Below are 14,091 nucleotides of genomic sequence, written 5' to 3' on the forward strand. Positions count from 1 at the left end.
AGACTAGACCAGAAAGCGATGAACCTCGCCGGATTGCGCCTCAAGGTTCTTGCGCATCTTGCCGAAAGCGGCGGCTTCCAGCTGACGGACCCGCTCTTTCGACAGGCCCAACTCGTTGCCCAGGCTTTCCAGGGTGCGGGGCGTATCGCGCAGCTTGCGCTCGCGGACGATGAACCGCTCGCGCTCGTTGAGCGCGCCCATGGCCTCCAGCAGCCATTCCCGCAGGCGGGAGGTATCGCGCGAATGCTCGACGATATGCTCGGCCTGAAGGCCATCGTCTTCCAGCGTGTCGATCCACTCACGGCCCTCATCCTCGGCGCTTTGCGTGGCGTTGAGGGAAAAATCCGACCCCGACAGGCGGCCTTCCATCATTTCCACGTCGTGCAGGGGCACCCCCACTTCCGAAGCGATCATCTGCCGCAACTGGTGCTTGTCAAGTTCCTCGCCGCGGGTCATGGCCTCGCGCTCCAGCCGCGCCTGCACCCGGCGCATGTTGAAAAACAGCGACTTCTGGCTGCTGGTCGAGCCGGTCCGCACCATCGACCAGTTGCGCATCACGTAATCCTGAATGGAGGCCTTGATCCACCACACCGCATAGGTCGAAAACCGCACGCCGCGATCCGGGTCGAACTTGTCGGCAGCCTTCATCAGCCCCAGCCCGGCCTCTTGAATCAGGTCGTTCATCGGCGCGCCGTAGCGTTTGAATTTCGCCGCCATCGAGATCGCCAGCCGCATGTAAGCGGTGATCAACCGATGCAGGGCCTCCTCGTCGCGTTGGTCGCGCCAGGCATAGGCCAGAGCCAGCTCGGTCTCGGCGTCCAGCATTTCCGCTTTCATTGCGCGGCGTGTCATGGATTGATCCGCGTATCCGTCCAGTGCCATATGATTTCCACTCCCGGTCGGTGCTGCTGTTCAGCGTTGTTGTCGGAAGGATTACGGACACCTGCGGAAACTGGATCACAACAAATGACAAAAAATGCAGTGCCCCGGCTTGCGCTTGTGACCGGCGGGGCGGCGTCAGGGAAATCCCGTTTCGCCGAGGCGCTGGTATCGGGCTTTGGCCGCCCCCGCGTCTATGTGGCCACCGCGCAGGCCTGGGATGACGAGATGCGCGCCAAGATCGCGCGGCACCGGGCGCAGCGCGGCCCCGACTGGCGGCAGGTGGATGCGCCCGACGATCTGGCCGGGGCGCTGGCGCTGGCCCAGCCCGAAGAAGTGCTTCTGGTCGATTGCCTGACCATGTGGCTGACCAACCGGATGCTGGCCGAGGCGGATCTGGCCGCCGAAAGTAGCGCGCTGGCACAGGCCCTGGCCCGGGCGCCCGGCCCGGTGGTCTGTGTCACCAACGAGGTCGGACAGGGCATCGTGCCCGAAAACGCCATGGCGCGCGCCTTCCGCGAGGTTCAGGGTCGTCTGAATCAGCAGGTGGCCGCCGAAGCCGATCTGGTGGTCGCGGTGATGTCGGGCCTGCCGCTGGTGCTGAAGGGCCGGCTTCCGCATGACTGAGCCGCTCACCATCTGGTGGGTCCGCCACGGGCCGACGCACGCCAAGACCATGATCGGCTGGACCGACCTGCCCGCCGACCTGTCGGATGCGCCGGTGCTGGCCCGCCTGCGCGCCTATCTGCCCGACGTGCCGGTGGTGTCTTCGGACCTGCTGCGCGCGCGCCAGACCGCCGAGGCCATCGCCGGGGACCGCCCTCGCCTGACCGCCCTGCCCGAGTTGCGCGAGATCCATTTCGGCGCGTGGGAGCATCGCAGCTTCGAGGAGGCCGAGGCCGAGGCCCCCGATCACGTCTTCCGGTTCTGGGACCAGCCCGGCGAGATTGCCCCGCCGGGGGGCGAAAGCTGGAACGCGCTGGCCGACCGGGTGAACCAGGGGGTGGCGCAGCTGCACGGTCTGGGGGAGGTCATCGCGGTCGCGCATTTCGGCGCCATCCTGACCCAAGTGCAGCGCGCGCAGGGTGTCAGCGCCAAGCAGGTGATGGGGCAATACATCAACAACCTGTCGGTCACCCGACTGGCCTTTGACGGGCAGCGCTGGTCGGCGCATCCGATCAATCACAGGCCGTGATGGGACGCTTCAAGAAAGATCGTTTCTCCGGATTGCCCGGCGCGTCTAGGGTGGCGCCATGACCCATATCCTCGCCCTTGCAGACCCCGCTCATTCCAGTTGGTCCATGCGGATCGGCCTGTTGGTCCAACGGTTCGGCCTGCCCGTCTCGCTGACCTTCGCCGATCTCTACACCTCTGATTTCCCGAAGATGCTGGCCGAATTCGCCCCGGCCCGCACCGTGCCCGCCCTGAAGCTGGAAGATGGCACCGTGGTTTGCGAAAGCCTCGCCATAGCCGAGGAACTGGCCAGCCGCTTTCCCGACGCCGGACTGTGGCCGCAAGACACCGCCGCCCGCGCCCACGCCCGCGGATTGACCGCCGAAATGCACGCGGGCTTCGTGGTGCTGCGCGACAAATGTCCGATGAACCTGCGCACCACTTATGCGAACACCCCCCTGCAAGCCGAGGTGCAGGCCGATCTGGATCGGCTGGAAGACATCTGGGGCCGCGCCCGCGACAGGTTCGCGGCGGACGGGCCGTGGCTTTGCGGGCCCTATTCCATTGCCGATGCCTTCTATGCCCCGGTGGCCGGGCGCATCGCCGGGTACGGGCTGAAGGTCGGCCCCGTCAGCGCGGCCTACACGGCGGCCCATCTGGCCGACCCGGCGTTTCGGGCGTGGCGCGAGATGGGGCTGGCTCAGGGGCCGCATCAGGCCACCTATGATCGCCCCTACCCGCAACGGTCCTGGCCGGAACCTGCGGACCTTAACCAATCCTAAAGGCTTCCTGCGCTCCCTTAACCATGAACACCCACAGGAGGGGATCATGGTGGCACGGGCCTTCACGGTGGCCTTCGAAGGGATCGATGCCCGGCTGGTCGAGGTGCAATGCGCCGTCGTGCCCGGCCTGCCCGCGTTCTCCATCGTCGGGTTGCCCAACAAGGCGGTGAGCGAGGCGCGCGACCGCATCCGCATGGCGCTGTCGGCCATGTCCATCGCGCTGCCCTCGAAGCGGGTGACGATCAACCTGTCACCGGCCGACCTGCCCAAGGAAGGTGCGCATTTCGACCTGCCGATTGCGCTGGCGCTGCTGGCAGCGCTGGACATCCTGCCGCCCGAAGAGGTGGCCGAGACCGTCGCCCTGGGCGAGATGTCGCTGGACGGCACCCTGCACCCGGTGATCGGCGCGCTGCCGGCGGCTTTGGCCGCGGCGGAGGGGGATCGCGCCCTGCTGTGTCCGCGCGCCTGCGGGGCCGAGGCGGCCTGGGTCGGGGACGCGCGCGTTCTCGCCGCCGGATCCCTGGGAGAGGTCGTCCGCCATTTCACCGGACAATCGCCGCTGCAGGATGCCCGTCCAGGCGAGGTGAGCGCCGTGGCCGATGTGGCCGACTTGCGCGACGTCAAGGGGCAGGAACGGGCCAAACGGGCGCTGGAGATTGCCGCTGCCGGACGTCACCACCTGCTGATGACCGGCACGCCGGGATCCGGAAAATCCATGCTGGCTGCACGGTTGCCGGGGCTGCTACCGCCCCTTTCGGCGGGCGAAGCCCTTGAAACCTCGATGATCCATTCGCTGGCGGGTCTGCTGGACGAAGGCGGCATTTCGCGGGTGCGCCCGTTCCGGCGGCCGCATCACACGGCCTCGGTCGCTTCCATCGTCGGCGGGGGCAAAGGGGCGAAACCGGGCGAGATCTCACTGGCCCACAACGGGGTGCTGTTCCTGGACGAACTGCCCGAGTTCCCGCGCGCCGTGCTGGAAACCCTGCGCCAGCCGATCGAGACCGGCGACGTGGTGGTGTCGCGCGCCAACGCCCATGTGCGCTATCCCGCCCGCTTCCTGCTGGTGGCGGCGGCCAACCCCTGCCGCTGTGGATATCTGAGCGATCCGGGCCGGGCCTGCGCACGGGCCCCGGCTTGCGGCGACGACTACTTGGGGCGTATCTCGGGTCCGCTGATGGATCGGTTCGACCTGCGCGTGGACGTGCCACCGGTCTCCTTCCAGGATCTCGACCTTCCCCGCGACGGCACGCCCAGCGCCGAAATCGCCGCCCGCGTGGCCACGGCCCGACAGGTGCAGGCCGACCGCTATGCGGGGCTGGACGCAGTGCGCGTCAACGCCGATGCAGAAGGCGAATTGCTGGAAGAGGTCGCCCGCCCCGACAAGGCCGGGCGCGAGCTGATGACCGCCGCCGCTGACCGGTTGGGCCTGACAGCACGTGGCTATCACCGGGTGTTGCGCGTAGCTCGCACCATCGCCGATCTGGCCGGGGATGCAGACGTCGGGCGCGCTCATATGGCCGAGGCGATCAGTTACAGGCTGGGCACCGAGCGGCGCTGAAGCCCCCGGCTGCGAACTGGCCCCGGGGGGACGAGGGTCAGCCCCGCCGCGCCTCGATGGCCTCCCAGATCCCTGCTGCGGCGTTGATGCCGTCGAACCGCTCCAGCTCCTGCAGGCCGGTGGGCGAGGTCAGGTTGATCTCGGTCAGCTTGTCGCCGATCACGTCGATGCCGACGAAGATCTGGCCATTGTCGCGCAGCACCGGGCCGATGGCGGCACAGATTTCGCGGTCGCGGTCGGTCAGGGTTGCAGGCTCGGCGCGTCCGCCGACATGCATGTTGGACCGGGTTTCGCCCTTCTGGGGAACGCGGTTGATGGCGCCGATCGGTTCGCCGTCCACAAGAATGACGCGCTTGTCGCCGTCTTGCACGGCGGGAAGATACTCCTGCGCGATCAGTGGCTCGTTGTTGAGGCCGGTGAAGGTTTCGTGCAGCGAGGCAAGGTTGCCATCGTCGGAACGCAGGCGGAACACCCCGGCGCCGCCGTTTCCGAACAGCGGTTTCACGATGATGTCGCCATGCTGCGCCTTGAAGGCACGCAACTCGGCCAGATCGCGCGTGATCATCGTGGCGGGGATGAGGTCGGGGAACTGCAGCACCAGCAATTTTTCAGGATAATTGCGCACCCAGAATGGGTCGTTCACCACCAGCGTTTCCGGATGCACGCGATCTAGCAGATGCGTCGTGGTGATATAGCCCATGTCGAAGGGCGGATCCTGGCGCAGCCAGACCACATCGAAATCGCTCAGCGCGCGGGTTTCTTCCGGCCCAAGCTGAGCATGATCGCCCTGCACACGTTGCACGGTGAAGGGATTGCCGCGTACCCGGATATCGCCATCGGCGTAGGTCAACGTGTCGGGCAGATAGAAGAACAGCTCATGGCCCCGCGCCTGCGCCTCTTCCGCAAGGCGGAAACTGCTGTCGGCATTGATGTCCACCGACTGGATCGGATCCATCTGGAAGGCGATTTTCATGACGGCAACCCCGTGTTGGTGCGTTTGGGGACTGCATGCCGCATCACCGGCGGGGCTGCAATGGCTGGGCCTACATTAAGGCGTTGGAAAGAATTTCGACCCGGCCCACCTCATCCACCAGTGCCACGTCGAACCGGCAATCGGTGTCCTGACCGCCCGGAAGCTGCCCAAGATACGACTGCGCAGTGCGGTTCAACCGTTGCATCTGCGCCAGACGCAGCGATTCGGCCGCACGCGCGAAACTGCGCGCCTTCTTCACCTCGATGAAGACAAGGGTCTTGCCATCGCTCATCACCAGGTCGATTTCGCCGCCCCGGCGTTTCCATCGGCGATCCCGCATCAGGTATCCGCATTCACGATAGCAATCTGCAACGCTGTCCTCGGCCGCCAGGCCGGCATGGACGGCAAGCGCCCCACTCATGCGTCCTTGTCCATGTGCAGGGCCATCTGGTAGGCGGCCTTTCGGGGAAGGCCGTATTGCGCCGCGACAAAAGCCGCGGCATCGCGCACCGACTGGGTTTTCAAGGCTTCCGCCAGCGCATCGCGCATATCATCCTCCGTCCATTCTGCGGCCCCCGGAGGGCCGACAACGACCACGCATTCGCCCTTGATGGTGCGGTCGGTCAATTCGGCGGCCAGATCGTCCAGCGGTGTGCGCACAACTTCTTCGAAGCGTTTGGTCAACTCACGGCACAGGGCGGCGGGACGGCTGCTTCCCAAGACATCGCGCAGATCATTTAACAACGCGTGAACCCGCTTGGGGGATTCGTAGATCACAAGGCTGCACGGCACCTGCGACACCTCGGCCAGCGCCTTTTTCCGGGCCGTGGCCTTGGGCGGCAGAAAGCCAAGGAACAGGAACCGATCCGTGGGCAGCCCTGACAACAGCAAGGCCGCGATGGCCGCCGACGGCCCCGGCGCGCCGGTCAAAGGCAGATCGGCGGCGATCATCTCGCGGGCCAGGTCAAAGCCGGGATCCGAGACCATGGGCGTGCCTGCCTCGGACGCATAGGCCACGCTGCGTCCCTGTTTCACCGCCTCGACCAGCTTCGCGCGCGTCCCGGCACCGCTGTGATCATGGTAGGACCAGACCGGACGGTCGCCCAGCGGCACGCCGTGAATGGCAAGCAGTTTCTTCAGGCTGCGGGTGTCCTCGGCCACCAGAATCTCTGCCGAGGCCAGGATATCCAGCGCCCGCAGGGTAATGTCGCGCGCGGTTCCGATCGGAGTCGCGACCAGATAGAGCCCCGGCTGCAACGGCGTGACGCGATAATTCAAGGTTGGCCCCGAGTTCATTGATGCGTAGGAAAGGCGTAGAGGAGCGCGGGGGCCGCTGCAAGGTCTGCCCCGGCCAGTTTGGAAGAGGGTTTCCATGACCAAGACCGGTGGCGGCATCATCCGCAAGCTTTCGAAATTCATCACCATGGGCGTCGCACTGGTGGCATTGGCCGCCTGTGATCCGGCGGCGATCACCTCGGGCGGACGCGGCGGCAAGGCGCAGGTGGCGCTTCTAGTGCCCAGCGGATCGGCCGACGGCAATGTCGCCTTTTTGGCCCAGTCGCTGGTCAATGCGGCCAAGCTGGCGGTGGCGGATCTGGAGGGCACCGACATCGACCTTCGGGTCTATGATACCGCCGGAAACGCCTCGCAGGCCGCCAACATGGCCCGCAATGCCGTCGCCGAAGGCGCCGATGTGATCGTCGGCCCGCTGTTCGCCGAAGCCGCCGCGGCGGTCGGGGTCGCGGTGGCCGGCACCAACACCGCTGTTCTGAGCTTTTCCAACAACGCCGATATTGCCGGGGGCAACGTCTTCGTGCTGGGTGCCACCTTCGACAACACCGCCCGCCGGATGATGGGCTATGCCAAGAAGCAGGGCATCGACAGCGTGATGGTGGTCAACGGCCAGACCACCGCCGAGCAGATCGGCCGCGACGCCATCGTGCGCGCCGCGCAGGATTATGGCATCCGCATTGCCGGCAGCGAGAGCTTTGCCATGTCGCAGGAAGGTGTGGTTGCCGCCGCACCGCGCATCGTCGCCCAGACCCAGGCCAGCGCCGCCGCCGCCCTGTTCCTGACTTCGAACACCGACACCGCCCTGCCGATCATCACCCAGCTTCTGCCGGAACAGGGGCTGACGCCGGAAAGCATCCAGTACATCGGCCTGACGCGCTGGGACGTGCCGGCCTCGGCGCTGGCGCTGCCAGGCGTGCAGGGCGGCTGGTTCGCGCTGCCGGACACGCAGGCCCTGAACCAGTTTTCCAGCCGCTATTCCACGGCCTTTGGCACCGCACCGCACAGCATCGCCGGTCTGGGATATGACGGCATCGCCGCCGTTGGCGCGCTGGCAGGATCGGGCAACGGGCTCAGCCCCGCCAGCTTTACACAGTCGCGCGGCTTTGCCGGGGCCAGCGGCGTGTTCCGCTTCCTGCAAAACGGCAGCAACCAGCGCGCCCTGTCCGTGGCCACCATCCAGAACAAGGCCGTGCGCATCCTTGACCCGGCACCGAAATCCTTCGGCGTCGCCGGTTTGTGAGCAGACTGACATTTGACCGACACAACACTTGACAGCGGGGCCGAAAGCTTCTGCGTTCCGGCCGCGCCCGCCACTCTGAACCTCATCGCCGCGCCCGACGACATCTTCGACCGGGAAGCGATGGCTTCGGCATTGAAACGGCTTGTCGAGGACACCGCCGACGCGAAGTCCATGCGCAACGCCACCGTCGGCCTGTTGTCGGCGCAAATGAAACATGGCCGCACCACCATCGCCGAAGCCATCGCCAAGCGCCCCCTGGACGCGGGACCGGCAGTGCGCGCCTATGCCTATCTGACCGATTGCGTGGTGCACACCACCTTTCTGCTGGCCACCAAGGTGCTGCATCCGGCCACCTCTGCCGATACCAGGGAGGGCGTCGCCCTGGTCGCGGTAGGCGGGTACGGCCGCGCCGAGATGGCGCCCTATTCCGACGTCGACCTGCTGTTCCTGACCCCATGGAAGCTGACCCCCTGGGCCGAGAGCGTCATCGAGTCGATGCTCTACATGCTGTGGGATCTGCGCCTGAAGGTCGGCCACGCCAGCCGGACCGTCAACGAATGCCTGCGTCTGGGCAAGGACGATCACACCATCCGCACAGCCCTGCTGGAAAACCGCTATCTGGCCGGGCACAAGCCCCTGGCACAGGAGTTGAGAAAGCGCCTGCGCAAGGAACTGTTCTCGAACACCGCCGGAGATTTCATCGAATCCAAGATGACCGAGCGCGAAGCCCGGCATTCGAAACAGGGCGGCAACCGCTACGTGGTGGAGCCCAACGTGAAGGAAGCCAAGGGCGGCCTGCGCGACCTTCAGGCGCTGTTCTGGATCGCAAAATACGTCCACGGCGTCGACCGTCCGGCCGAACTGGTCGAGCTTGGCCTGTTTACCCGCGAGGAATTCGGCTATTTCCAGCGCGCCGAGAACTTTCTCTGGGCGGTGCGCAACCAGCTGCACCTGATCACCGGGCGGGCCATGGATCAGCTGACCTTCGACCTGCAGGTCGAGGTTGCCGAGCGCATGGGCTACAAGGATCGCGCCGGGCGCCGCGGTGTCGAGATCTTCATGCAGGACTATTTCCGCCACGCCACCCGCGTTGGCGACCTGACCCGTGTGCTGCTGACCGCGATGGAGGCCGACCACATCCGGCGGATGCCCACCTTCGCCGGGCTGTTCCAGCGCCGCAAGCGGGTCAAGCAGGGCTACAAGATCCTGCACGGGCGGATCACCATTCAGGACGAAAAGGACTTCCTGAAGGATCCGCTGAACCTGCTTCGGCTGTTCGACGAGGCGCTGCGCACCGGCTACAAGCTTCACCCCGACGCGGTGCGCGCGGTCTCGGCCAACCTGGATCTGATCGACGACACGGTGCGCCGCGACCCGCAGGCGTCGAAGATCTTCCTGAACTGCGTGCTGAAACGCGACGATCCGGGCCGCGCCCTGCGGCGGATGAAGGAAACCGGCTTGCTGGGCGCCTTTATCCCCGAATTCCAGCCGGTTGTCGGGATGATGCAGTTCAACATGTACCACCACTACACCGTGGATGAGCACACCATCATCTGCATCGAAACCCTGTCGCAGGTGGAAAAGGGCATGTTGAAGGACGAGCTTCCGATCTCGACCCGGATCGTCGAAGACGGCATCAATCGCCGCGTGCTGTACCTTGCGCTGCTGCTGCATGACATCGGCAAGGGCCGGCCCGAGGATCATTCGCTGCTGGGCGCGCGCGTCGCACGCCGCGTGGCGCCGCGTCTGGGGTTCAAGCCCAAGGAATGCGAAACCGTGGAATGGCTGGTCCGCCATCACCTGCTGATGTCGGACATGGCGCAGAAGCGGGATCTGGCCGATCCGCGCACGGTGCGCGATTTTGCCAAGGCGGTGAAGACCCAGCAGCGGCTGGACCTGCTGTTGGTGCTGACCTCCTGCGATATTCGCGGGGTCGGTCCGGGGGTGTGGAACAACTGGAAGGCCATGCTGCTGCGCAACCTCTATCGCCAGACCACCGAGGCGCTGTCGACCGGGCTTGAGGACGTCAACCGCACGTCCCGCGAAAGCGATGCCAAGAAGGCGGTGCGCGAGGCGCTGACCGATTGGGACAAGGCCAAGTTGCGACGCGAGACCAGCCGCCACTACGGCCCCTACTGGCAGGGGTTGCAGACCGAAACCCATGTGGCCATCGCGCGGCTGCTGGACGGGTTGAGGGATGACGAGGTCCGCATCGACCTGCACGAGGACGTGGATCGCGACGCCACCCGCGTCTGCTTTGTCATGGCCGACCATCCCGGCATCTTTGCCCGGCTAGCGGGCTCTCTGGCGCTGGTCGGGGCGAATGTGGTGGACGCGCGCACCTTCACCACCAAGGACGGCTATGCCACCGCCGCCTTCTGGATCCAGGACACCGAAGGCCACCCCTATGAGGTCGACCGTCTGGGCCGGCTGAAGTCGATGATCCACAAGACCCTGGGCGGCGAGATCGTGGCCGGCGAGGCCATGGTCAAGCGCGACAAGATCAAGAAGCGGGAAAAGGCGTTCCGGCATCCGACCTCGGTGTCCTTCGACAACGAAGGCTCGGACATCTACACCATCATCGAGGTCGACACCCGCGACCGCCCCGGCCTGCTGTATGACATCGCCCGGACGCTGGCCAACAACAACATCTACCTGTCCTCGGCGCAGATCGCGACCTATGGCACGCAGGCGGTGGACAGCTTCTATGTGAAGGACATGTTCGGGCTGAAACTGATGGGCCAGACCAAGCTGGAAAACCTTGAGAAGAAGCTGCTGCACGCCATCGAACAGGGTGCCAGCAAAGCCGCCGCGCAATGAAGCCCATCCGGCTGCTGACCGGCCTGCTGACCGTGGGCGGCTGGACCATGGCCAGCCGGGTGCTGGGGTTTGTCCGCGACGCGATGATCGTGGCGCTGCTGGGCACTGGCCCGGCCTATCAGGCCTTCATCGTGGCGTTTTCTCTGCCCAACATGTTCCGCCGCTTCTTTGCCGAGGGCGCGTTCAACATGGCCTTCGTGCCGATGTTCTCGCGGCGGCTGGAAACCGGCGACCGCCCGGCCGATTTCGCGCAAGAGGCGTTCGCGGCCTTGGCCAGCGTGGTGCTGGGACTGACCCTGATCGCGCAACTGGCGATGCCGGGGCTGGTCTATGCCATGGCCTCGGGCTTTGCCGGGCAGGAGCAATTCGATCTGGCGGTCGGCTTCGGACGCATCGCCTTTCCCTATATCTTCTTCATCGCGCTGGCGGCGATGCTGTCGGGGGTGCTGAACGCCTCGGGCCGCTTCGTGGCCGCCGCTGCCGCCCCGGTGCTGCTGAACGTGATCTTCATCGCCTTCATGAGCCTTGCGGTCTGGCTGGGCGGCGACGTTGCCCGTGCGCTGATCTGGGCGGTGCCGGTCGCGGGCGTGGCGCAATTCGCGCTTGTCTGGAGCGCGGCGCGCAAGGCCGGCTTCACCCTGCGGCCCGCGCTGCCGCGCTTCACACCGGAAATCCGGCAACTGGCGATTGTCGCGGCGCCGGCGGCGCTGGCCTCGGGCGTGGTGCAGATCAACCTGCTGATCGGGCGACAGGTGGCCAGCTATTTCGACAAGGCGATGGACTGGATGTACACCGCCGACCGCCTGTACCAACTGCCTCTGGGCGTCGTGGGCATTGCCGTGGGCATCGTGCTGCTGCCCGACCTGTCCCGCCGACTGGCCGCCGATGACGCCGCCGGGGGCCGCGCCGCGCTCAGCCGCGCCGGAGAGATCTCGCTGGCCCTGACCCTGCCCGCCGCCGTCGCCCTGCTGGTGATTGCCGAGCCGATGGTCTCGGTGCTGTTCGAACGCGGCAAGTTCACCTCCGCCGACAGCCAGGGCACGGCGCTGGCGGCTGCGATCTATGGGTTGGGCCTGCCCGCCTTCGTGCTGCAGAAGGTGCTGCAACCGCTGTATTTCGCCCGCTCCGACACCCGCAGCCCGTTCCGCTTCGCGGTCTGGGCGATGCTGGTCAACGCGGGCTGCGCCGTCGGCCTGTCGCCGCTGATCGGCTGGCCCGCCGCCGCCCTTGGCACCACGCTGGCAGGCTGGGCGATGGTGGTCTTCCTGTGGCGCGGCACTGGCGCGATGGGCGCGGTTGCCCGCTTTGACGACCGCTTCCGCCGCGCCGTGCCCCGGCAATTGCTGGCCTCGGTCCTGATGGGCGCGGTGCTTTGGGCGCTGGCGCAGGGGCTGGAGGGCGCGCTGCACACCCCGGGCCTGCGCTATGGCGCGCTCGCCCTGCTGGTCGGGGCCGGGATCGTCAGCTATTTCGGCGCCGCGCACCTGCTGGGCGCGCTGACCCTGCGCGAACTGAAATCGGCCTTCCGGCGCGGTCACTGAGCCTCAGCGCCGCCGCAACGCCGCACGCAGCTTGGCCCAGCCGCCCGGCACCAGCAGAAAGGACAGGCTGAAGCCGCTGGCAAACCCCGCCACATCGGCCACCCAATCCTTCTGACCACCGAACAGCAGCCCGAACAGAAGCTGGATCGCCATCAGCAGGCCGATCAGCCGGAACGCCTGCAACTGGTTCTGGCGCAGGAACTTGGCCTGAACCCACATCAGGAAGGTGTAGCCGCCGATCAGCCCGTAGACGCCGGGATAGCCGCCCACCAGCGGGAAATCCTCGTTCAGCAGCAGACCGTAGGCCAGCGCCCCGCCGATCGACGCGCCGAAGAAGATGGCAAAGACCGCCACGTTGCCCAAGGCCTCGCCCACCATCTTGCCCATCGCCAGCAGGAAGACGCAGACGAACATTGCGTGGGTGAAGCTGAGATGCAGCAGCGGATAGGTGACGAAGCGCACCATCAGGTCGGGCGGAAACTGCAGGTTGACCACCATCCAGTCCAGCGCCTGTCCGAAGAAGGCGTAGTTCTCGACGGCGCGGGTGCGCAGACCGATGCCGCCGGGGCCGCCCAGCAGACCCCGCTCGGCCAGGGTGAACAGCACTTCGACGCCGAACACGACGGCGGCCAGCGCGATCACCGCTGCGGGCAAGGGATTGACGGGGCGGGCGGGTTCCATGGGTGTTCCTTGATTGACGGCATCCGGCCCCGCAGATAAGCGAGCCGTGCACGGAAATCCAGACGGAGAACCCCCATGACGGATGCGGTCCAAACGCAGTCCACCCCGGCCGACGCCCCGAACGCCGCCTTCACCCCGCGGGTCTTTTCGGGCATCCAGCCGACCAACCACCTGCAACTGGGCAATTACCTGGGCGCGGTAAAGCGCTTTGTCGACATGCAGGACAGCGGCATCGAGACCCTGTATTGCATCGTCGATCTGCACGCGATCACGGTCTGGCAAGACCCGGCCGATCTGACCCGCGCGACGCGGGAACTGGCCGCAGGATACCTGGCCAGCGGTCTGGACCCGAAGAAATCCATCCTGTTCAATCAGGCGCGCGTGCCCGCCCATGCCCAGATGGCCTGGCTGTTCAACTGCGTGGCGCGCATGGGCTGGCTGAACCGGATGACCCAGTTCAAGGACAAGGCCGGCAAGAACCGCGAAGCGGCCTCGACCGGGCTCTTTGCCTATCCGAACCTGATGGCCGCCGACATTCTGGTGTATCACGCCACACAGGTGCCCGTGGGCGAGGACCAGAAGCAGCACCTTGAGCTGACCCGCGACATCGCCATGAAGTTCAACAACGACTATGGCGTCGAATTCTTCCCGATCACCGAGCCTGTGATCGAAGGCGCAGCCACGCGGGTGATGAGCCTGCGCGACGGCTCCAAGAAAATGTCGAAATCCGACCCCTCGGACATGAGCCGGATCAACCTGACCGACGATGCCGACACCATCGCCAGGAAGATCCGCAAGGCCAAGACCGACCCCGAGCCCCTGCCCGAAAGCGCCGAGGGTCTGGCCGAGCGTCCCGAGGCCCGCAACCTGGTCAACATCTACGCCGGTCTGGCCGATATATCGGTCGATGCGGTGATGGCTGACCATGGCGGCAAGACGTTTTCCGAGTTCAAGCCGGCGCTGGCCGAACTGGCCGTCGCCAAGCTGTCGCCGATCACCGGGGAAATGTCCCGGCTGATGCAGGATCCCGCCGAGATCGACCGCATTCTGGCCGATGGCGCCGCCCGCGCCGACGAGATCGCCAAGCCGATCCTGAAACGCGCCTATGAGATCGTCGGCCTGCTGACCTGACCCGGCCTTGCGCGTCCCCG

At 66.2% G+C, this 14,091-nt stretch carries 13 protein-coding genes; 8 read left to right on the forward strand and 5 right to left on the reverse strand.

The window, feature by feature from the left end:
• Positions 1-3: 3 nt before the first annotated feature.
• A complete protein-coding gene (locus AB0T83_RS03140) occupies positions 4-882 on the reverse strand; it encodes an RNA polymerase factor sigma-32 (RefSeq protein ID WP_366191468.1) in 879 nt (292 codons plus the stop codon).
• 84 nt (positions 883-966) lie between these two features.
• Between AB0T83_RS03140 and cobU the strand changes: the two genes are divergently transcribed.
• Genes cobU through AB0T83_RS03160 form a run of 4 tightly spaced genes read left to right on the forward strand, consistent with a single transcriptional unit; the run spans position 967 to position 4,392 of the window.
• On the forward strand, positions 967-1,506 hold the full coding sequence (cobU, locus tag AB0T83_RS03145) for a bifunctional adenosylcobinamide kinase/adenosylcobinamide-phosphate guanylyltransferase (protein ID WP_366191469.1): 540 nt from the start codon (positions 967-969) through the stop codon (positions 1,504-1,506).
• Positions 1,499-2,074, forward strand: coding sequence for a histidine phosphatase family protein (locus AB0T83_RS03150; protein WP_366191470.1), 576 nt, complete (start codon positions 1,499-1,501; stop codon positions 2,072-2,074). Before cobU ends, AB0T83_RS03150 begins: the two co-directional genes overlap by 8 nt.
• Before the next feature lie 58 nt (positions 2,075-2,132).
• A complete protein-coding gene (locus tag AB0T83_RS03155) occupies positions 2,133-2,834 on the forward strand; it encodes a glutathione S-transferase (protein WP_366191472.1) in 702 nt (233 codons plus the stop codon).
• A 46-nt stretch (positions 2,835-2,880) separates the two neighbouring features.
• Positions 2,881-4,392 (forward strand): YifB family Mg chelatase-like AAA ATPase, encoded by a 1,512-nt coding sequence (locus AB0T83_RS03160; RefSeq protein WP_366191473.1) that lies wholly within the window; start codon positions 2,881-2,883, stop codon positions 4,390-4,392.
• A gap of 37 nt (positions 4,393-4,429) precedes the next feature.
• Here AB0T83_RS03160 and gshB read toward each other — a convergent pair whose 3' ends face one another.
• From gshB to rsmI, 3 genes are all read right to left on the reverse strand, one after another.
• A complete protein-coding gene (gshB, locus tag AB0T83_RS03165; RefSeq protein ID WP_366191474.1) occupies positions 4,430-5,365 on the reverse strand; it encodes a glutathione synthase in 936 nt (311 codons plus the stop codon).
• A gap of 70 nt (positions 5,366-5,435) precedes the next feature.
• Complete coding sequence (locus AB0T83_RS03170; protein ID WP_366191476.1) at positions 5,436-5,786, reverse strand: YraN family protein; 351 nt, start codon at positions 5,784-5,786, stop codon at positions 5,436-5,438.
• Positions 5,783-6,643: a 16S rRNA (cytidine(1402)-2'-O)-methyltransferase gene (rsmI, locus tag AB0T83_RS03175; RefSeq protein ID WP_366191478.1), complete on the reverse strand. Its 861-nt coding sequence runs from the start codon at positions 6,641-6,643 to the stop codon at positions 5,783-5,785. The genes AB0T83_RS03170 and rsmI overlap by 4 nt, the downstream gene beginning before the upstream one ends.
• Positions 6,644-6,737: 94 nt before the next feature.
• On the opposite strand from rsmI, the gene AB0T83_RS03180 reads away from it, so the two are divergent.
• From AB0T83_RS03180 to murJ, 3 genes are read left to right on the forward strand one after another with little or no spacing between them, the layout of a single operon-like run.
• Positions 6,738-7,898, forward strand: a complete 1,161-nt coding sequence (locus AB0T83_RS03180; protein ID WP_366191480.1) for a penicillin-binding protein activator — start codon at positions 6,738-6,740, stop codon at positions 7,896-7,898.
• A gap of 12 nt (positions 7,899-7,910) precedes the next feature.
• Positions 7,911-10,718: a [protein-PII] uridylyltransferase gene (locus AB0T83_RS03185; RefSeq protein ID WP_435891137.1), complete on the forward strand. Its 2,808-nt coding sequence runs from the start codon at positions 7,911-7,913 to the stop codon at positions 10,716-10,718.
• Entirely contained in the window at positions 10,715-12,259 is a 1,545-nt protein-coding gene (gene murJ, locus AB0T83_RS03190; RefSeq protein WP_366191482.1) for a murein biosynthesis integral membrane protein MurJ, read from the forward strand. Before AB0T83_RS03185 ends, murJ begins: the two co-directional genes overlap by 4 nt.
• Before the next feature lie 3 nt (positions 12,260-12,262).
• Here murJ and AB0T83_RS03195 read toward each other — a convergent pair whose 3' ends face one another.
• Complete coding sequence (locus tag AB0T83_RS03195; RefSeq protein ID WP_366191484.1) at positions 12,263-12,940, reverse strand: rhomboid family intramembrane serine protease; 678 nt, start codon at positions 12,938-12,940, stop codon at positions 12,263-12,265.
• A 75-nt stretch (positions 12,941-13,015) separates the two neighbouring features.
• Between AB0T83_RS03195 and trpS the strand changes: the two genes are divergently transcribed.
• Positions 13,016-14,071 carry a tryptophan--tRNA ligase gene (trpS, locus tag AB0T83_RS03200; protein ID WP_366191485.1) on the forward strand — a complete coding sequence of 352 codons (1,056 nt, stop codon included), beginning with the start codon at positions 13,016-13,018 and terminating at the stop codon, positions 14,069-14,071.
• Positions 14,072-14,091: the final 20 nt, after the last annotated feature.

This window comes from Meridianimarinicoccus marinus (assembly GCF_040689105.1).
Classification (GTDB): domain Bacteria; phylum Pseudomonadota; class Alphaproteobacteria; order Rhodobacterales; family Rhodobacteraceae; genus Meridianimarinicoccus; species Meridianimarinicoccus marinus.

What these genes read in the sequence shown, in the direction of transcription:
- AB0T83_RS03140 (WP_366191468.1), bottom strand. Translation starts at nt 882, where the DNA reads ATGGCACTGGACGGATACGCGGATCAATCCATGACACGCCGCGCAATG.
- cobU (WP_366191469.1), top strand. Translation starts at nt 967, where the DNA reads ATGACAAAAAATGCAGTGCCCCGGCTTGCGCTTGTGACCGGCGGGGCG.
- AB0T83_RS03150 (WP_366191470.1), top strand. Translation starts at nt 1,499, where the DNA reads ATGACTGAGCCGCTCACCATCTGGTGGGTCCGCCACGGGCCGACGCAC.
- AB0T83_RS03155 (WP_366191472.1), top strand. Translation starts at nt 2,133, where the DNA reads ATGACCCATATCCTCGCCCTTGCAGACCCCGCTCATTCCAGTTGGTCC.
- AB0T83_RS03160 (WP_366191473.1), top strand. Translation starts at nt 2,881, where the DNA reads ATGGTGGCACGGGCCTTCACGGTGGCCTTCGAAGGGATCGATGCCCGG.
- gshB (WP_366191474.1), bottom strand. Translation starts at nt 5,365, where the DNA reads ATGAAAATCGCCTTCCAGATGGATCCGATCCAGTCGGTGGACATCAAT.
- AB0T83_RS03170 (WP_366191476.1), bottom strand. Translation starts at nt 5,786, where the DNA reads ATGAGTGGGGCGCTTGCCGTCCATGCCGGCCTGGCGGCCGAGGACAGC.
- AB0T83_RS03180 (WP_366191480.1), top strand. Translation starts at nt 6,738, where the DNA reads ATGACCAAGACCGGTGGCGGCATCATCCGCAAGCTTTCGAAATTCATC.
- murJ (WP_366191482.1), top strand. Translation starts at nt 10,715, where the DNA reads ATGAAGCCCATCCGGCTGCTGACCGGCCTGCTGACCGTGGGCGGCTGG.
- AB0T83_RS03195 (WP_366191484.1), bottom strand. Translation starts at nt 12,940, where the DNA reads ATGGAACCCGCCCGCCCCGTCAATCCCTTGCCCGCAGCGGTGATCGCG.
- trpS (WP_366191485.1), top strand. Translation starts at nt 13,016, where the DNA reads ATGACGGATGCGGTCCAAACGCAGTCCACCCCGGCCGACGCCCCGAAC.